Origin of the sequence: Solihabitans fulvus (assembly GCF_008386585.1) — a bacterium.
GTDB classification, from domain to species: Bacteria; Actinomycetota; Actinomycetes; order Mycobacteriales; family Pseudonocardiaceae; genus Solihabitans; species Solihabitans fulvus.
On the sequence record NZ_VUOB01000014.1, the window covers coordinates 66374 to 84477 of the forward strand.

The window sequence follows — 18104 nt, forward strand, 5'->3', positions numbered from 1 at the left end:
GATGCCGATCCGGACCAATCGAGGGCGGGTCGCGGTGTACCGACGCCTGTGGGGTTGGCCGCTGCGCTCGCCCAGGCACCTGGTGATCACGCTCGTCGGCTTCGCCGCGGTGGCCATGCTGATCGGCGTGGTCGTCCCCAAGGTGCTCGGCACCGGGGCCGTCGCGTCGAGCACGACCCAGACCACGAGCCGCCCGCCCGGCGGCCTTGCCGGCAACTCCGGCGGCAACCAGGTCGGCGTGCTGCCGAGCGATCCGGCCGCCGCGAGCACCGTGCCGACCAGGCAGAGCAGCCAGGCCGCCTCGCCGAGTTCCGCGGCGCCGTCCCCGGACATGCTGTTCGCGGCGACGTCGTGGGCGCGGGCGTTCGTGAAGCACCCGGCCGGCATCACCAACGCGCAGTGGCTCGAACAGCTCAAGCCCTACACCACCGACGAGTTCCTGCCGGTGATGAACACCATCGAACCGTCGAACGTGCCGGCGTCGCAGGTCACCGGGCCGGCGACGACGGTCGAGTCGCACCAGGACTCCGCGGTGGTGACGGTGCCGACCAACGACGGCACGCTGAAACTGGTGCTGGTGAAGGGTTCGCAGGGCTGGCGCGTCGGCAACTACACGAAGGCGAACTGAGATGCTGCGCGGCGCGATTCTGCTCGGGGTGATCGTCACCGCGCTGGTGACCGTGGTGATCACCAGCGGCACCGCGGTGAACACCGTCGTCGGCGGCACCCAGCAGCAGGAGAACTCGCAGTTCGCGAACGTGAGCTGCAACGCGGCGCTCGGCCCGTGGCAGGGCGGCGACCAGCGCAGCGGCAGCGACGACGCGGCGCGGCTGACCGACGAGCAGCGCGGCACGGCGGCGCTGATCATCTCCATCGGCAAGCAGCGCAACCTGCCGCCGCTCGCGTGGCAGGTCGCGATCCAGGCCGGCATGACCGAGTCGGGCCTGCGCAGCCTCAACTACGGCGACCTCGACTCGGTCGGCATCTTCCAGATGCGCCCGTCGATGAACTGGGGCACGGTCGCGCAGATCCTCGATCCCTCCTATGCCATCAACAAGTTCTTCGACGTCCTCCAGAACGTGCCGGACTGGCAGCACAAGCGGCCGGGCGATTCATCGCAGGCCGTGGAGCGCTCCGCCTTTCCCGACCGGTACCACCAGTGGGAGTCGATGGGCGCGTACCTGATCGCCAACCTCGGCAAGGTGACGGACCCGACCGGGTGCGGCCAGGGCACCGGGGCGGCGCTGCCGGCGTCGGCCGCCGCGGCGACGGCGATCAAGTTCGCGCAGGGGCAGCTCGGCAAGCCGTACCTGTGGGGCGGCACCGGGCCGGACGCCTACGACTGCTCCGGGCTGATGGTGAAGGCTTACGCGGCGGCCGGGGTGATCATCCCCAGGGTCGCCAACGACCAGTACATGCGCGGCACCGCCTACCTGCCGGTGCGCCAGGCCCAGGCCGGCGACCTGCTGTTCTGGGCGACGGATCCCACCGATCCGGTGACGATCCACCACGTGGCCATGTACCTGGGCAACGATCAGTACCTACAGGCCCCGCAGGACAACGACGTCGTGAAGATCAGCAAGATCGACTGGACCAACCACGAGCTGGTTGCCCAGGCCGTTCGGCCTGGGGTGTAGCGCAGGAGGCGGAGAACATGTTCACCCCTGATCCCATCCCGCGCCCTGCCGGGCCGCCCGCGTCGAGCACGCCGCTGCGGGACTACCTGAACCACGCGCGGCTCGGCGTCGACCAGGGTTACGCGGTGCTGCCGCGGTCGCTGGTCGAGGGCATGCCGCTGCCGTGGCAGCAGCAGCTGACGCACCTGCTAGCCGAGTTCCACCAGGTGTACGCGCACCTGAACTGGCCGGTGTACCGGGTGGTGCCGTCACGGCACGAGCGCTTGGTCGACCTGGACGAGGACCAGTTGGCCGAGGTCGGCTGCCTGGTGGAGATCGACACCGACGGGGAGCTGGTCTACCGGGAGCGCAACGGGCAGCGCATCGAGAACCCCGAGGACAAGACCGTGCTGGTGTCCTGCCTCGACCCGATCCCCAAGGAACACGAGAACGCCAACCAGAGCACCCCGCCGAGGGGGTTCCCGGTGCAGAACCTCGGCGACGGCTACTCGCCGGCCCCGGCGCCGCGCTGGTGACGGTGTCCTGACCGGCCAAGGGTGTCCGTTGTCGAGGTGACATGCGCGGCGGCGCATGCCAGGCTCGGGGCATGGTGGATCCCGATGGCTGGTACTACTGCCAGAAGCACCAGACGGCCGAGCGCGGCGCGGGTTGCCGGGCCATCGACCGGATGGGCCCGTATCCGGACGAGGCGACCGCGCTGCGCGCCCTGGACATCGCGCGGGAACGCACCAGGGCCGCCGACGCGGCGGACCGCCAGTGGAACGACGACGACTGACCGGACAGGGTGCGCCGGGCGAATGACCAACCCGGTATCACACGCTGGTTGAATGACGATTCTCGCCTCAGCCCGTAGGGTGCTGACGTGGCGTCGATGGTTATCCGCACCGGCCCCGCCGAACTCGACTTCGGCGGCATCCGTTCCGAATTCCGGCTGCCGCAGGAGTTTCCGGCCGCGGCGTTGGTCGAGGCCGAACAGGCCGTGGCGATCGAGCGCGCCACGGACGGTCGGGAGGACGCGACCGCGTTGCCGCTGGTGACGGTGGATCCGCCCGGCGCGAAGGACCTCGACCAGGCCGTGCTGTTGCAGCGGCGCGCCGGCGGCGGTTTCCGGGTGCACTACGCGATCGCCGACCTCGGCCCGTTCGTGCGGCCGGGCGGGGCGCTGGACACCGAGGTGCGGCGGCGCGGCCAGACGCTGTACCTGCCAGACGGCAACGTGCCGCTGCACCCGACCGTGCTGTCCGAGGGCGTGGCCAGCCTGCTGCCGCTCCAGGTGCGGCCCTCGGTGTTGTGGACCATCGACTGCGACGGGGACGGCCAACCCAAGCGGGTGCACGTGCGCAGGGCGATCGTGCGCTCCACCGCCCAGTTCGACTACGAGACCGTGCAGGCCGCCATCGCTGCGGGGAACCCGCATCCCTCGCTGGAGCCGCTCGCCGACTTCGGCCGGTTGCGCCGCGAGCTGGCGGTCCGCAGGGGCGCGGTGGAACTCCAGCTGCCCGAGCAGGAGATCGTGCCCAACGGCGGCGGCCAGTGGAAGCTCGCACTGCGCCCGAGGCTGCCGGTCGACGCGTGGAACGCCGAGATCTCGCTGCTCACCGGCATGTGCGCCGCGCGCCTGATGCTCGACGCGGGCGTCGGCGTGCTGCGTACCCTGCCGGACGCCGACGACGCGGCGGTCGACGGGCTGCGGCGGACCGCGCACGCGCTCGGCATCGCCTGGTCGGCGGACAGCAGCGTGGCCGAGCTGCTCGCCGGCCTCGACCCGACCAGGTCGGAGTCGCTCGCGCTCTACGTCGACGCCACTCGGCTGCTGCGCGGGGCCGGCTACACGGCGTTCGCCGACGCCCCGCCTGGGGTGGCCACGCACGCGGGGCTCGGCGCGCCGTACGCGCACGTCACCGCGCCGCTGCGGCGGCTGGTCGACCGGTTCGCCGCCGAGGTGTGCCTGGCGACCTCGGCGGAGCAGCCGGTGCCCGACTGGGTGCGGGCCGCGTTACCGCAGCTTCCCGGCCTGATGGGCAGCTCGGACGCGCTGGCGAGCAAGGTGGAGCGCGCGTGCCTCGACCAGGTCGAGGCGTGGGTGCTGGCGGACCGGGTCGGGCAGGAGTTCGACGCCGTCGTGCTGCGGGCCGACGCGAGCGGCGCCGACGTGTTCGTGGTGGCCCCGCCGGTGATGGCCCGCTGCGCCGGGGCCGGCCTGCCCGAGGGCGAGCGGATCAGGGTGCGGCTGGTCGAGGCCGACGAGGCCCGCCGCAAGGTGTCGTTCACCCGGGCGTGAGGTGTGATCAAGCCCCCCATGGGGCGCGCGGGCGGCGCGGTTGGGGCGACGATAGGCGACACGGGCGGCAATCTGGTGTGCGCGCGTGGCCGGATCTGAAAGGGACCAAGTGACTGACATTCGCGAACTCACCGTCGGGGTGCTCGGCGGCACCGGCGCGCAGGGCAAGGGCCTCGCGCTGCGCTGGGCGAAGGCCGGCGTGAAGGTCGTGATCGGCTCGCGCAGCGCCGAGCGGGCCGAGGCCGCCGCCGAGGAGCTGCGGGAGCTGGCCGGCGTCGGGCACGTCAGCGGCGCCGACAATCGCGACTGCGCGGCGCAGTCCGACATCGTGCTGATCGCGGTGCCGTGGGACGGCCACGACGCCCTGGTCGCGTCGCTGCGCGAGCCGCTGGCCGGCAAGATCGTGGTGAACTGCGTGAACCCGCTCGGCTTCGACAAGCAGGGGCCGTTCGTGCTGGACGTGCCGGAGGGCAGCGCGGCGCAGCAGGCCGCGTCGCTGCTGCCGGAGTCCCGCGTCACGGCCGCGTTCCACCACGTCTCCGCCGTCCTGCTCGCCGACCTCGCGGTGTCCGAAGTGGACCTCGACGTGCTGGTGCTCGGCGACGACCGCGAGGCGACCGACCTGGTTCGCGAGCTGGCCGAGCTGATTCCCGGCGTGCGCGGTGTCTTCGGCGGCCGGCTGCGCAACGCGCATCAGGTCGAGGCGTTGACCGCCAACCTGATCGCCGTCAACCGGCGGTACAAGACGCACGCCGGGATCCGCATCACCGGCGTGTGAACGGGAATCGGACGGCCGGGGCGGACGACCTCGGCGAGCCGCTGGTGCTTCGCTCGGCCGGGACGCCGAGCCGGGTCGTGTCGCTGGTGCCCTCGCTGACCGAGGCGATCGAGGCGACGGTGCCCGGCCTGCTGGTCGGCGCGACGGACTACTGCACCCACCCGGCCGGTCTCGACGTCACCAGGATCGGCGGCTCGAAGTTCCCGAGGGTCGCCGACGTGCTCGCGTTGGCGCCGGATCTCGTGGTGGCCAACGTCGAGGAGAACCGCGCGGAGGACGTGGCTTCGTTGCGCGCCAACGGGATCCCGGTCTGGGTGACGGCCGCGCCGGACTCGGTGCTCGCGGCGCTCGGCTCGGTGCGGCGGCTGCTCGGCACCGCGCTCGGCGCGCCGGAGCCGCCGTGGCTGTTCGAGGCGGTCGGCGCGTGGCTGCTGACCGAACCGGTGCGCGCCACCGCGATCGTGCCGGTGTGGCGGCGTCCCTGGGTGGTGCTCGGCCGGGACACCTTCGCCGGGGATGTGCTCCGCCGCCTCGGCGTGGCCAACGCCTTCGCCGGCCATCCCGACCGCTATCCCCGGCCGCCGCTCGCGGAGCTGACCGCGTTGCTGGGCAACGGAAAGGCGGATCTGGTGGTGCTCCCGGACGAGCCGTACGCGTTCAGCGCGGCGGACGGCCCCGACGCGTTTCCCGGCGCCGCCTGCGTCCCGGTCTCCGGCCGCCTGCTCACCTGGTACGGCCCGTCGCTGGTGGAGGCGCGCGACACCCTGGCTGCCGCCCTCCGGAGCTGACCGGCGGACCCCAACCAGCTAGTCGACCTTGCCGGCGAACCGGTCGGTCGTCGTGATCAGCGCGTCCAGGATGCCCGGCTCGTCGTAGGAGTGGCCGGCGGCGGGCACCATGATCAGCTCGGAGCCCGGCCAAGCCTTGTGCAGCGCCCACGCCGTGGTTGGCGGCGTCGCCGCGTCGTACCGTCCCTGCACGATCACCCCGGGGATCCCGACCAACCGGTGCGCGTCGCGCAGCAACTGATCCGGTTCGAGCCACCCCTCGTTCACGAAGTAGTGGTTCTCGATCCTGGCGAAGGCCAGCGCGAACGACGGCTCCGCGAACGCCGCGACGAGTTCGGGGTCCTCGACGAGCTTCACGGTGGCCGCCTCCCAGGTGCTCCACGCCACCGCAGCCGGCCCGTGCACGGCGGGGTCGGGGTCGCCCAGCCGCCGGTGGTACGCGCCGATCAGGTCGTCCTGCTCGTCCTCGGGAATCGGCGCGAGGAACCGGTCCCACCACTCGGGGAACAGGAAGCCTGCGCCGCCGTTGTAGTACCAGCGCAGTTCCCGTTGGCGCAGCGTGAAGATGCCGCGCAGCACCAGTTCGGTCACCCGCTCGGCGTGGGTCTCCGCGTAGGCCAGCGCCAGGGTGCTGCCCCAGGAGCCGCCGAACACCTGCCACCGCTCGACGCCGAGGTGTTCGCGCAGCTTCTCCAGGTCGGCGACGAGGTGCCAGGTGGTGTTGGCGCCGAGGTCGGCCTCCGGCGAACTGGCGTGCGGCGTGCTGCGGCCGCACCCGCGCTGGTCGAACACGACGATCCGGTAGGCCGCCGGGTCGAACTGCCTGCGGTGGCTCGGTGAACTGCCGCCGCCGGGACCGCCGTGCAGGAAGACGACCGGCCTGCCGTCGGGGTTGCCGGAGGTCTCCCAGTAGACGAGGTTGCCGTCGCCGACGTCGAGCATGCCCTGCTCGTACGGCTCGATCTCGGGATATAGGACGCGCACCCGCACCACTCTGCCCGAACCCCGACCCCGGTTCTACAGTCAACAGCATGGTGCGTGCGCAGTTCGGCCAGGAAACCTCGACGCGGGGCGAGTTCGTCCGGCAGGCCAACCGGTTCACCGACCGGATCACCTCGGACGGGTCGTCGGACTGGCCGGTGGAGGCCGGCCGGTATCGCCTGGTCGTGTCCAAGGCGTGTCCGTGGGCGCACCGGGCGATCATCGTGCGCAGGCTGCTCGGCCTCGAGGACGCGATCTCGCTCGCCGTGGTCGACCCGATCCGCGACGAGCGCGGCTGGCGGTTCACCCTGGACGAGGGAGACCGCGATCCGGTGCTGGGCATCGGGTTCCTGTCCGAGGCGTACCTCGCGACCGACTCGACCTTCGCCGGCCGGGTCACCGTGCCGGCCGTCGTCGACGTGCCGACCGGGCGCGTCGTTAGCAACGACTATCCGCAGATCACGCTCGACCTGTCCACGCAGTGGCGGGACCTGCACCGGCCCGGCGCGCCCGACCTCTACCCCGAACAGCTGCGCGGCGAGATCGACGCCGTCATCGAGCCGATCTTCCGCAACGTCAACAACGGCGTGTACCGCTGCGGGTTCGCGGCGGGCCAGGAGGCCTACGACGAGGCGTTCGACGCGCTGTTCGGGGAGCTGGACCGGCTGTCCGAGCGGCTGGCCGGGCAGCGCTACCTCCTCGGCGACCGGCTCACCGAGGCCGACGTGCGGCTGTTCACCACGCTGGTCCGCTTCGACGCCGTCTACCACGGGCACTTCAAGTGCAACCGGCACAAGCTGACCGAGCTGCCCGTGCTGTGGGCGTACGCCCGCGACCTGTTCCAGACGCCAGGCTTCGGCGACACGGTCGACTTCGACCAGATCAAGCGGCACTACTACGCGACGCACGAGCAGCTCAACCCGAGCCGCATCGTGCCGCTCGGCCCGGACCTTGGCACCTGGCACACGCCGCACGGCCGCGACACCCTCTGAGCCGACCGGGCGTGCGACGCCGGGGCGAACCCCGGCGTCGCACGCCCGTTCGGACAAGGCCTAGTGGAACGAGTGCTCCGGGCCGGGGAACTGCCGGTTGCGGACCTCGTCGGCGAACGCGGTCGCGGCTCCGCCGAGCACTCCGGCCAGGTCCGCGTAGCGCTTGACGAACTTCGGCGCCCTACCGCGCCGCAGCCCGGCCATGTCCTGCCACACCAGCACCTGAGCGTCGCAGTCCGGGCCGGCCCCGATGCCGATGGTCGGGATCCGCAGCTCGTGCGTGACCTGCTTGGCGACCTCGGCGGTCACCATCTCCAGCACCACGGCGAACGCCCCGGCCTCCTGCACGGCGGCCGCGTCGGCGCGCACCGCGTCCGCGGCCGCGTCGCGGCCCTGGACCCGGTACCCACCCAGCTGGTGTTCACTCTGCGGAGTGAATCCGATGTGCGCCATCACGGGGATGCCCGCGGCCACGATCGCCTCGATGTGCGGCGCGAACCGCCTGCCGCCCTCGAGCTTGACGGCGTGCGCCAGCCCCTCCTTCATGAACCGGACTGCGGTGGTCACGGCCTGCTCGACGGACACCTGGTAGGAGCCGAACGGCAGGTCGGCGACGACCAGCGAGTGCCGGGCCGCCCTGGTCACCGAACGCACCAGCGGCAGCAGCTCGTCGACGGTGACCGGCAGGGAGGTCTCGTGGCCGTAGACGTTGTTCGCGGCGGAGTCGCCGACCAGCAGGACCGGGATGCCGGCCTCGTCGAACAGCTCGGCGGTGTACATGTCGTAGGCGGTGAGCATGGGCCATGGCTCACCGCGGTCCTTCAGGTCCTGAAGGTGGTGGATGCGCACCCGCTTGCGCGGGGCGGTCGGTGTGGCCTGCGCGGCTGCCCCCGAACCGTAGGGCGCCGATACCTCAGCGGCAGACGTCATCGTCCTACCGTCCTCCCTCGAGGCCCGCGTCCTTGCGGGTCCCCGGGCTGTCCGGATGGTTACCCGCTGAGGGTGACACCGGATCCGGCGAAGCGGCAGGCCGGTGGGAGCATTTTCACACCGCAGGATCCGCCCGGTTCACCCCGTGGGTGGCACCCGGCGTCCTGACATGCAGGTCAGCGCCCGACGGGCAATCATGGTCCGCACCCCGCGCAGCCTCGTCGACACAGTGCCACTCGGCCTGGCCGTGCTGACCGGGGCGACCTGGAGCGCGCATGGACGGTGGCGAACCGCAGCCGGTCGCCCGCTGGCGGCAGCGCGCGGCGGGCGTGGTCGCCACCGTCGTCCAGCTCGGCGCCCTCGCCTGCGTGCTGAGCCTGCTGATCGAGGGCGCGTTCCCCGGCCTCACCGACGACCTCAGCTACGCGTTCGGCCTGGTCGGCCTGCCGGTTCAGGCGAACCTGCTCAACGCGCTGGTGCTCGCCGTGCTCGGCACCGCGCTGCGCCGCCGCAAGCGCGCTGCCCTGTGGACGCTGCTGCTCCTCCAGTTCCTGAACCTGCTGTTCCTGGGGTTCATCGAGCTGTTCGTGCTGTTCGTGCCGGACCTGCTGGAGAGCGAGCTGGACGTGTCCTCGCCCGGCGACCTCCAGCAGGCGCTGCTGGTGGACATCGGCCTCACCGTGCTCTGCGTCGTCGTGCTGCTGGTGCTGCGGCAGGCGTTCCCGGCGAAGCTGGTCAGGGGCGCCCTGCTGCGCGCGCTCGGCGTGCTGGTCGGCGGCGTGATCGCGGTGTCGCTGATCGGCTGGGGCCTGGCCGAGGTGTTTCCAGGCACGCTGGTGCGGACCGGCGACCGGCTGGCCTGGGCGGCTAACCAGACCACCCTCGAACAGTTCCCGCTGCCCCGGTTCGGGGTCGGCTCGGGACCCGGCTGGCTCAGCTTCCTGCTCGGCCTGCTCGGCGCGCTCGTCCTCGGCTACGCGATGGTGGTGTTCTTCCGCAGCGAGCGGAGCAGGCGGCTACTCGGCGCCGACGAGGAGCTGCGGGTCCGCGAGCTGCTCGCCGAGCACAGCGAACCCGACTCGCTCGGCTACTTCGCGACCAGGCGGGACAAGAGCGTCGTGTTCGCGCCGTCCGGGCGGGCCGCGCTGACCTACCGGGTGTTCGGCGGCGCGAGCCTGGCCAGCGGCGACCCGATCGGCGACGAACAGGAGTGGCCCAGCGCCGTCGCGGCCTGGCTGGCCGAGGCGCACCGGTACGGCTGGCTGGCCGGGGTGCTCGGCGCGAGCGAACGCGGCGCCCGCGCCTACACCGGCGCAGGGCTGAAGGCCTTGGAGATCGGCGACGAGGCCGTGCTCGACGTGCGGGAGTTCAACCTGGCTGGCCCGGACCGCCGGTCGGTCCGGCAGGCGGTGAGCCGCGTCGAGCGCGCCGGCTACCGCACCACGATCCGCCGACACGCCGAGATCCCCGCCGAGGAGATGGCCAGGATCCTCGATCTGGCCCAGCACTGGCGCGGCACGGAGACCGAGCGCGGCTTCTCCATGGCGCTCGGCCGGCTCGGCGATCCCAGCGACGGCCGCTGCGTGATGGTCGAGGCGTACGACGCGCAGGGCAGGTTGCGCGGGCTGCTGTCGTTCGTGCCGTGGGGCAGGCGCGGCCTGTCGCTCGACCTGATGCGCCGCGACCGCGACGCCGGCAACGGCCTCAACGAGTACCTGGTCGCCGAGCTGGTCGCGGCCAGCGGGCGGCTCGGCGTGCAGCGGATCTCGCTGAACTTCGCCATGTTCCGCGCGGTGTTCGAGGAGGGCGAGAAGATCGGCGCCGGCCCGGTGCTGCGGGCCTGGCGCGGCGCGCTGCGGTTGGCGTCCCGGTTCTTCCAGCTCGAGTCGCTCTACCGGTCCAACGCCAAGTACGGGCCGGACTGGGTGCCCCGGTTCCTCTGCTATCAGCGGGCCCGCAACCTGCCGAGGGTCAGCCTGGTCGCCGGCGTCGCGGAGGGCTTCGTGCCGAGCACCCGCTCGCTGGTCAAGCGCGGGCCGAGGCGCGTGCTCGACGACACGACCCTGGACGAGGACTTCGTCGGCCGGGTCCGCGACCTCGAGGAGCGCGCCGCGCACGTGCCGACGCGGCAGGCGCGCAGGCCCGAGCAGGTCAGGGTGCGGATCGCCAAGCTCGACCGGCTGCGCGCCGATGGCGTTGACCCGTACCCGGTCGGTTTCGACCGGGACAGCCTGCTGGCCGACGTGCGCGACCGGTTCGCCGGCCTGGCCGCTGGCGCGCACACCGGGCAGCGGGTCTCGGTCACCGGCCGCGTGGTCGCGAGTCGAGAGCTGGGCGGGCTGAGTTTCGTGCGGCTGCGGGACTTCAGCGGCGAGTTGCAGGTGATGCTGTCCGCCGAGCGGCTCGGCGCGGCCGGCCTGGCCGGCTGGAAGTCGGGTGTCGACCTCGGCGACCACGTCGGCGTGTCCGGCGAGGTGGTCGCGTCGCGGCGCGGCGAGCTGTCCGTGCTCGCGGACCGCTGGACGGTGACGGCGAAGTGCCTACATCCGTTGCCGGACAAGCGAAAGGGCCTGTCCGACCCGGAGACGCGGGTGCGCCAGCGCTACCTGGACCTTGTGGTGAATCCGGAGTCGGCGCGGATGCTGCGGACGCGCAGCGATCTGGTGCGGTCGGTGCGCGAGTTCCTGCACGGCAGGCGCTACCTCGAGGTCGAGACGCCGATGCTCCAGGCGGTGCACGGCGGGGCCAACGCGCGGCCGTTCGTCACCCACATCAACGCCTACGACATGCGGATGTACCTGCGGATCGCGCCGGAGCTGTACCTCAAACGGCTGTGCGTCGCCGGCGTCGACCGGGTCTTCGAACTCAACCGCAACTTCCGCAACGAGGGCGCGGACGCCACGCACAACCCCGAGTTCACCATGCTGGAGGCCTACCAGGCCTACGCCGACTACACGACGATGCTGCACCTGATGCGGGAGTTGGTGCAGCGCGCGGCGGTCTCGGTGCACGGCGCACAGCTCGCCCGCAGGCCCGCGCCGGACGGCACGATCGTCGAGCACGACATCTCCGGGCAGTGGCCGGTGGTCACCGTGCACGACGCCGTGTCGAGCGCGCTGGGGGAGAAAGTCGGGCCGGACACCCCGGACGGCGCCCTGCGCGGGCTGCTGACCTCGGCCGGGATCGCCGTGCACGAGGAGTGGGGCCACGGCGACCTGCTGCTCGCCGCCTACGACGACCTCGTGGAGGCGCGGACGGTCGGGCCGACGTTCTACACCGACTTCCCGACCGACGTGTCGCCGCTGACCAGGCAGCACCGGGTCGACCCGAGGCTGGCGGAACGCTGGGACCTGGTGGCGTTCGGCGCCGAGATCGGCACCGCGTACTCGGAGCTGACCGACCCGATCGAGCAGCGCCGCAGGCTGGAGGCGCAGTCGCTGAAGGCCGCCAGCGGCGACGTCGAGGCCATGGAGCTGGACGAGGATTTCCTGCGGGCGCTCGAACACGGCATGCCGCCGACCGGCGGCCTCGGCATGGGCGTCGACCGGCTGCTGATGATGCTCACCGGCGCGTCCATCCGCCAGTCCGTGCTGTTCCCGTTCGTGCGCCCGCTTAACTGATCCTTATCGGCCACCGAGGATGGTGTCTCCCGACCGACGAAACGGGAGGATTGTCCATGAGGCTCAAGGGATTGCTGGCCGGCCTGATCGCGACCGCCGCGCTCGTGCTTGCCGGTGTGGCCGGCCCGGCCGAGGCGACCGGGTCAGCGTCGCCGCACATCATCGGCGGCGGCGAGGCCGACCGGGCCTACCCGTTCGTCGCTGAGCTCCAGTTCCGCAAGTTCGTGGACTACCCCTTCGGCCACCACTGCGGCGGCACGCTCATCGCGCCGAGGTGGGTGGTCACCGCGGCGCACTGCGTCGGCGACGGGGACGACTGGAAGCCGGACCTCGACCAGTTCCAGGTCCGCGTCGGCTCCAACGACCGCACCTCGGGCGGCACGCTGACGTCCATCACGAAGATCGTGTCGAACCCGAGGTGGACCGGGCCGACGAAGTACCTCCACGGCGACATCGCCCTCGTGCGGCTCGCCGCCCCGATGCCGTACCGGCCCGCGCTGGTCGCGCCCACGGTCCCGACGGGCGCGCAGCTGAGGCTGCTCGGCTGGGGCATGACCTGCGACGCGCCCGAGTGCGCCGGGCGGTTCCCCACCGCGCTGCACCAACTGGACACGGAGACAACCGCCGCGAGCACCTGCGCGACGGGCAGCATCGACGGCGTCAGCGAGCTGTGCCTGAGCCGCCCGGACGGTGCCGGCGACTGCGCAGGCGACTCCGGCGGCCCCGCGCTGCTGCCCGTCGGCGACCGCTACCTGCTGGCCGGCGTCGACAGCCGGGGCACCGTCAGGGGCTGCGGCGGCGCGCCGACCATCTATACCGACGCGAGCGCCTACCTGGCCTGGATCCTCCAGACCATCGCCGCCGACTGACCTACGTCGCGGGTGACTAGTGGGCGACGGGGTGCCGCTCCCGCCAGGCGCTGGTGATCGGCAGCCTGCGGTCCCGGCCGAACGCCTTGAACGTGATCTTCGTGCCCGGCGGGTACTGCCGACGCTTGTACTCCGCCCTGTCGACCATCCGCAGCACCCGGTCGACCAGCTCGGCGTCGAAGCCCGCGGCGATCAGGTCCGCGTAACCCCGGTCGCCCTCGACGTAGTCGTCCAGGACGGCGTCGAGCACCTCGTAGTCCGGCAGCGAGTCGCTGTCCAGCTGGTCGGGCCGCAGCTCGGCCGACGGCGGCTTGGTGATCGAGTTCTCCGGGATCGGCGGCACCTCGCCGCGCTTCTCGGCCTCGGCGTTGCGCCACTTCGCCAGCTCCCACACCAGCGTCTTGGGCACGTCCTTGATCGGCGCGAACCCGCCGACCGCGTCGCCGTAGATGGTCGAGTAGCCCACCGCGAGCTCGGTCTTGTTGCCGGTCGCCAGCACCAGGTGCCCGTGCTGGTTGGACAGCGCCATCAGCGTCACGCCCCGGCACCGTGCCTGCACGTTCTCCTCGGCGAGGCCGGTCAGCCCGAGCTGGTCGACGAACACCCGCACCATGTCCCCGATCGGCTGCACCTGGAAGTGCGCGCCGATCCGCGAGGCCAGGTCGGCCGCGTCGGACCTGGAGTGCTCCGACGAGTACGCCGAGGGCATCGACACGCCGTACACCGCGTCGCCGCCGAGCGCGTCCGCCGCGATCGCCGCGACCACCGCGGAGTCGATTCCGCCGGAGAACCCGAACACCACCGACTCGAACCCGTTCTTGCGCACGTAGTCGCGTAGGCCGACGACCAGCGCGGACCACACCTCGGCCTGGTCGGGCAGCGGCTCGGCGGCCGGGGGAGTCGGCAGCGCCTGGTAGGGCTCAAGCGGCGACTCCGTCAGCGTCCGCCTGGTCACGGTGAACTCGCCGACCAGGCCCGCGGTCCGCGCCGCCCCGCCAGGCAGGTCGAGGTCGAGGACCGTGAGGTGCTCCACGAACTGAGGCGCCCTGGTCAGCAGCGCGCCGTCCTGGCCGATCACCATCGAGTCACCGTCGAAGACCAGCTCGTCCTGCCCGCCGATCTGGTTCACATACGCCAGCGGCGCGCCGGCCTCGGCGGCCCTGCGGGCCAGCAGCGGCAGCCGCACGTCGTCCTTGTTGCGCTCGTACGGGGAGGCGTTGGGCGACACGATCAGGTCGACGCCGGCCGCGCCGAGCGCCGAGATCGGGCCGCCGTCCTGCCAGATGTCCTCGCAGATCACCATGCCGACCTCGAGCCCGTGCACCCGCAGCACGTCCAGCGACGCGCCGGGCCGGAAGTAGCGCTGCTCGTCGAACACGCCGTAGTTGGGCAGGTGGTGCTTGTACTGCCGCGCCACCACCGTCCCCCGGTACAGCACGGCGGCGGCGTTGCGCGCGCCGACCTCGTCCCGGTCCAGGTAGCCGACGTAGACCGGGAGGTCCCCGCAGCCCGCGTCGGCCAGCCGACCCGCCAGCGACTCCACCGCGTGCCGCGCGGCCTCCGCGAAGGACTCCCGCAGCGCGAGGTCCTCGACCGGGTAGCCGGTGAGCACCATCTCGGGGAACACCGCGAGGTGCGCGCCGGCCTCGACGGCCTTGCGGGTCCATTCGACGACCAGGTCGGCGTTGCCGTCCAGATCGCCGACACAGGGATTGACCTGGGCGAGGGCGAGGCGCAGCTGAGGCATGCGCACATCATCGTCCATCCAGTCCAATCGCGGGCACTCCTGTGTGCGACGAGTCAGGGCAATCACGGGCCGCCGGACGTGGCATGGCTGACCGGTCTCGTACACCCGGGATGGCACGGCGGGCACTCCTGTGGGCGACGAGTCAGGGCAATTGCGGGACACCGCACGTGGCATGGCTGACCGGTCTCGTACACCCGGGATGGCACGATCGTGTCGTGGTCGACCCCCGCCGCCCGGTCACCGGGCTCCTCCTGTTCGCCGGCGCCGCGCTCCTGGTGGCCGCCTCCGCCTGCACCTCGACGGTGCCGGGGAGTGCCGCTCCCGGCGTCCGAGTCGAGCAACGGGGGCCGGCCGGCGCGGTCCCCGCCGGGCTGGAGCAGTTCTACGGCCAGCCGCTGAGCTGGGGCGACTGCAAGCCGTACGCGACCACCGGCGACAGCAGGACGGCGTTCGGCAGGTCCGGCATCGAGTGCGCGAACCTCACGGTGCCGCTGGACTACACCAAGCCGACCGGCCGGTCGATCAAGCTGGGCCTGCTCCGCGGCAAGGCGACCGACCAGGGCCAGCGGGTCGGCTCGCTGGTGATCAACCCCGGCGGTCCCGGCGGCTCCGGCATGACCGCGGCGGCCGGGCTGATCAGCCAGACCAGGGGCAGCGAGCTGGGCAGGCGCTTCGACCTGGTCGGCTTCGACCCGCGCGGCGTCGGCGCGAGCGAGCCGCAGCTGCGGTGCCTGTCCAACGCGGAACGGGACGCGCAGCGGCTGGAGGACGACACCGACACCTCGCCGGCCGGCATCGCCAAGGTGGAGAAGGAGAACAAGGACTACGCCGACAAGTGCGCCTCGGCTGTCGGCGCCGACGTGCTGGCCAACGTCGGCACCCGCGAGGTCGCCAAGGACATGGACGTGCTGCGGTCCGCGCTGGGCGACGCGAAGCTCAGCTACCTCGGCTACTCCTACGGCACCAGGATCGGCACCGAGTACGCCGAGGCGTTCCCCGGCAGCGTGCGCGCGCTGGTGCTCGACGGCGCGGTCGACCCGACGCAGAGCGCGATGGACGAGGTCGTGTCGCAGGCCGCCGGCTTCCAGAAGGCGTTCGACGTGTTCTCGGCGTGGTGCGCGCAGCGCAAGGACTGCGCGCTCGGCTCGTACCCGGCCAAGGCGACCGCCGCGTTCCGGGACCTGGTGCTGCCGCTGATCAACCGGCCCGTCACGGTCGGGGACCGCAAGCTGTCCTACTCCGACGCGACGACGGCTGCGATCCAAGCGCTGTACTCCGACCAGCTGTGGGAACCCCTGAACACGGGCCTGAACGAGCTGCGCAACGGCAAGGGCGGCACGCTGATGGCGCTGGCGGACAACTACTTCGACCGGGACAACAAGGGCCAGTACTCGACGATCACCGACGTGTTCAACGCCGTGCACTGCCTCGACGACCAGCGGGTCACGGACAAGAACGCGCTGCTGGAGACGCAGCGCCGGTACCAGCAGGCCGCGCCGTTCCTCGACGACGGCCAGCCGCCGGGCGCGGCGCTGGACTCCTGCGCGTTCTGGCCGGTGCCGCCGACCGAGGCCCCGCACACGCCCAACGCCGACGGGGTGCCGCCGGTGCTGGTGGTCTCCACCACCAACGACCCGGCGACGCCCTACCAGGCCGGCGTGAACCTGGCCAACGCCCTGCGCGGCGGGCTGCTCACCTTCGAGGGCACCCAGCACACCGCGTTCCTGCAAGGCAACAAGTGCGTCGACGACGCGGGCACCAAGTACCTGGTGAGCCTCCAGCTACCGCCCGCCGGCACCCGCTGCAAGTGAGGTCGAGCGGTCGGGCAGCAGCAGCGCGATCGCGGCGCCGACCACACAGATCACGGCGGTGGCCAGGAAGATCTCGTGGTACTCGGTGAGCAGGGCCTGGTCCAGCGCGTGCCGGTAGTCGGTGAGCCGCTGCCGGAACTCCTGTTCGGACACCCCGAACGGCAGCGGCGTGTCCAGCGTGGCGGTCAGCGACCGGAACCGGTGCAGGCCCCACGCGGACAACGCGGCGACGCCGAGCAGCATCCCCGTCATCCGCGCCACCACCACCGACGCGGAGGCGACTCCGTGCGACGCGGCCGGCACCACCCGCAGGACCGCGGCCGACACCGGCGCGATGACCAGGCCGAGGCCGATCCCGGCGAGCACGAGATCCGTGTCCAGCCTGGGCAGTGACACGGGACCGAGCAGGTGCCGCGAGGTCAGCAGGTCCACCGGCCACCGCGAGATCAGCAGGTAACCGCCCGCCGCCAACAGCAGGCCCACCGCGGCGACCGACCGGTCGCCGAACCGCGCCGCGAGCACCCCGCCGAGCAGCGCCCCGACCGGCAGCGCGACCAGGAACCTGGTCAGCAGCAGGGCCGCGCCTGCGGAGTCCTTGCCGAGCAGGGACTGCGCGAACAGCTCGACGTCGACCAGCGTCACCATCAGCGCGGCCCCGGCGGCCAGGCTCGCGCCGAGGGTGGCCAGGAACGGCCGCATCCGCACGCCGGCCGGGTCGATCAGCCGCACCGAGGACCGCCGCTCCCACAGCGCGAAGCCGACCAGCAACAGCACCGCCCCGGCCAGCGCGGGCAGGCCCCAGGCCGGCAGCACCGCGTGCTCGGGATCGGGGTTGTAGACCGCCACCACCAGCACGGCCAGCGCCGCGGCCAGCAGCGCTCCGCCGACCACGTCGACCCGCGTGCCCGCCGTTCGTGCGGTCGCCCTGCCGCCCGGCACGGTCAGCTGCACGACCACCATGGCCAGCAACGCGAGCGGCACGTTCACCCAGAACACGCCGCGCCAGCCCTGCCCGTCGAACCAACTCGCGCACAGCGCGGCCAGCCACACCCCGTACAGCGGCCCGAGAACGCTGCCGAGTTCCTGTGCCGCGCCGACGATCCCCAACACCGCGGAGCGGCGGCGCTCCGCCCACAGGTCGCCGACCAGCGCCATCGTCACCGGCAGCAGCGCGCCGCCCGCGACGCCCTGCACCACCCGGCCGGTGACCAGCAGCGGGAGGTCGCCAGCGAGGGCGGTGACGGCCGACCCGATCGCGAACCCGGCCAGGCAGCCGTGCAGCACGATCCGGCGGCCGAACCGGTCGGACAGCTGCCCGAGCAGCGGCATCGCGGCGACGTAGCCGAGCAGGTACCCGGTGACGACCGGCGTGGCCCGTTCGAGGTGGTTCACCGGCACGTCGAGGTCCCGCACCATGTCCAGCAGGATGCCGACGACGACGTAGGCGTCCAGGGCCGCGAGCAGCACGGCCAGCCCGCCGGAGCCGATGGCCAGCGACCGCCTGCCCCTAGTGCGGTGTCCAGAAGCGTTCGCCGGGTCCTTCCGAGCCCAGATCGCGCCTCGCGGCGTTGCCGCCGCGTCCCCATCCAACACCGGGATGGGGACGCGGCGGCGCCTTGCGGGGCACAATCTGGGTCCCGGAAGGCCACCGACAACGTTCCCGGACACCG

At 72.3% G+C, this 18104-nt stretch carries 15 protein-coding genes; 11 read left to right on the forward strand and 4 right to left on the reverse strand.

Annotation, left to right across the window (positions count from 1 at the left end; translation table 11 throughout):
* Window position 1 precedes the first annotated feature (1 nt).
* The 7 genes from F0L68_RS09230 (at window position 2) to F0L68_RS09260 (ending at window position 5484) form a co-directional block, all read left to right on the forward strand.
* Window positions 2-628: a hypothetical protein gene (locus F0L68_RS09230; RefSeq protein ID WP_149849070.1), complete on the forward strand. Its 627-nt coding sequence runs from the start codon at window positions 2-4 to the stop codon at window positions 626-628.
* Between the two features lies 1 nt (window position 629).
* On the forward strand, window positions 630-1637 hold the full coding sequence (locus F0L68_RS09235) for a C40 family peptidase (RefSeq protein WP_438672260.1): 1008 nt from the start codon (window positions 630-632) through the stop codon (window positions 1635-1637).
* 17 nt (window positions 1638-1654) lie between these two features.
* Complete coding sequence (locus tag F0L68_RS09240) at window positions 1655-2152, forward strand: hypothetical protein (RefSeq protein ID WP_149849071.1); 498 nt, start codon at window positions 1655-1657, stop codon at window positions 2150-2152.
* Between the two features lie 71 nt (window positions 2153-2223).
* Window positions 2224-2412 (forward strand): hypothetical protein, encoded by a 189-nt coding sequence (locus F0L68_RS09245; RefSeq protein WP_149849072.1) that lies wholly within the window; start codon window positions 2224-2226, stop codon window positions 2410-2412.
* 96 nt (window positions 2413-2508) lie between these two features.
* Window positions 2509-3918 carry an RNB domain-containing ribonuclease gene (locus F0L68_RS09250; protein ID WP_149849090.1) on the forward strand — a complete coding sequence of 470 codons (1410 nt, stop codon included), beginning with the start codon at window positions 2509-2511 and terminating at the stop codon, window positions 3916-3918.
* A gap of 109 nt (window positions 3919-4027) precedes the next feature.
* A complete protein-coding gene (gene npdG, locus F0L68_RS09255; protein WP_149849073.1) occupies window positions 4028-4696 on the forward strand; it encodes an NADPH-dependent F420 reductase in 669 nt (222 codons plus the stop codon).
* On the forward strand, window positions 4693-5484 hold the full coding sequence (locus tag F0L68_RS09260) for a helical backbone metal receptor (protein WP_188316473.1): 792 nt from the start codon (window positions 4693-4695) through the stop codon (window positions 5482-5484). Before npdG ends, F0L68_RS09260 begins: the two co-directional genes overlap by 4 nt.
* An 18-nt stretch (window positions 5485-5502) precedes the next feature.
* On the opposite strand, the gene pip is transcribed toward F0L68_RS09260, so the two are convergent.
* Window positions 5503-6468, reverse strand: coding sequence for a prolyl aminopeptidase (gene pip, locus F0L68_RS09265; RefSeq protein ID WP_149849074.1), 966 nt, complete (start codon window positions 6466-6468; stop codon window positions 5503-5505).
* Between the two features lie 47 nt (window positions 6469-6515).
* Here pip and F0L68_RS09270 point away from each other — a divergent pair, with 47 nt between their 5' ends.
* Entirely contained in the window at window positions 6516-7457 is a 942-nt protein-coding gene (locus tag F0L68_RS09270) for a glutathione S-transferase family protein (protein WP_149849075.1), read from the forward strand.
* A gap of 60 nt (window positions 7458-7517) precedes the next feature.
* Here the strand turns inward: F0L68_RS09270 and panB are convergent, their stop codons facing one another.
* Entirely contained in the window at window positions 7518-8387 is an 870-nt protein-coding gene (gene panB, locus F0L68_RS09275; RefSeq protein WP_149849076.1) for a 3-methyl-2-oxobutanoate hydroxymethyltransferase, read from the reverse strand.
* Between the two features lie 275 nt (window positions 8388-8662).
* Between panB and lysX the strand changes: the two genes are divergently transcribed.
* Together lysX and F0L68_RS09285 are read left to right on the forward strand one after the other, a co-directional pair.
* Entirely contained in the window at window positions 8663-12007 is a 3345-nt protein-coding gene (lysX, locus tag F0L68_RS09280) for a bifunctional lysylphosphatidylglycerol synthetase/lysine--tRNA ligase LysX (RefSeq protein WP_149849077.1), read from the forward strand.
* A 56-nt stretch (window positions 12008-12063) separates the two neighbouring features.
* Window positions 12064-12876 carry a S1 family peptidase gene (locus tag F0L68_RS09285; protein ID WP_149849078.1) on the forward strand — a complete coding sequence of 271 codons (813 nt, stop codon included), beginning with the start codon at window positions 12064-12066 and terminating at the stop codon, window positions 12874-12876.
* 16 nt (window positions 12877-12892) lie between these two features.
* On the opposite strand, the gene F0L68_RS09290 is transcribed toward F0L68_RS09285, so the two are convergent.
* The gene (locus tag F0L68_RS09290; RefSeq protein WP_149849079.1) at window positions 12893-14623 is read right to left on the reverse strand and encodes an NAD+ synthase; all 1731 of its coding nucleotides are present in this window, start codon (window positions 14621-14623) and stop codon (window positions 12893-12895) included.
* A 215-nt stretch (window positions 14624-14838) separates the two neighbouring features.
* Between F0L68_RS09290 and F0L68_RS09295 the strand changes: the two genes are divergently transcribed.
* On the forward strand, window positions 14839-16434 hold the full coding sequence (locus F0L68_RS09295) for an alpha/beta hydrolase (protein ID WP_438672261.1): 1596 nt from the start codon (window positions 14839-14841) through the stop codon (window positions 16432-16434).
* Here F0L68_RS09295 and F0L68_RS09300 read toward each other — a convergent pair.
* Window positions 16405-18024 (reverse strand): MFS transporter, encoded by a 1620-nt coding sequence (locus F0L68_RS09300; protein WP_306463147.1) that lies wholly within the window; start codon window positions 18022-18024, stop codon window positions 16405-16407. The genes F0L68_RS09295 and F0L68_RS09300 overlap by 30 nt on opposite strands.
* Window positions 18025-18104: the final 80 nt, after the last annotated feature.

Coding starts and splice junctions, on each gene's coding strand:
- F0L68_RS09245 (WP_149849072.1), top strand. CDS start 2,224: ATGGTGGATCCCGATGGCTGGTACTACTGCCAGAAGCACCAGACGGCC.
- F0L68_RS09250 (WP_149849090.1), top strand. CDS start 2,509: ATGGTTATCCGCACCGGCCCCGCCGAACTCGACTTCGGCGGCATCCGT.
- F0L68_RS09230 (WP_149849070.1), top strand. CDS start 2: ATGCCGATCCGGACCAATCGAGGGCGGGTCGCGGTGTACCGACGCCTG.
- F0L68_RS09235 (WP_438672260.1), top strand. CDS start 630: ATGCTGCGCGGCGCGATTCTGCTCGGGGTGATCGTCACCGCGCTGGTG.
- lysX (WP_149849077.1), top strand. CDS start 8,663: ATGGACGGTGGCGAACCGCAGCCGGTCGCCCGCTGGCGGCAGCGCGCG.
- F0L68_RS09290 (WP_149849079.1), bottom strand. CDS start 14,623: ATGCCTCAGCTGCGCCTCGCCCTCGCCCAGGTCAATCCCTGTGTCGGC.
- F0L68_RS09270 (WP_149849075.1), top strand. CDS start 6,516: ATGGTGCGTGCGCAGTTCGGCCAGGAAACCTCGACGCGGGGCGAGTTC.
- F0L68_RS09285 (WP_149849078.1), top strand. CDS start 12,064: ATGAGGCTCAAGGGATTGCTGGCCGGCCTGATCGCGACCGCCGCGCTC.
- F0L68_RS09240 (WP_149849071.1), top strand. CDS start 1,655: ATGTTCACCCCTGATCCCATCCCGCGCCCTGCCGGGCCGCCCGCGTCG.
- panB (WP_149849076.1), bottom strand. CDS start 8,387: ATGACGTCTGCCGCTGAGGTATCGGCGCCCTACGGTTCGGGGGCAGCC.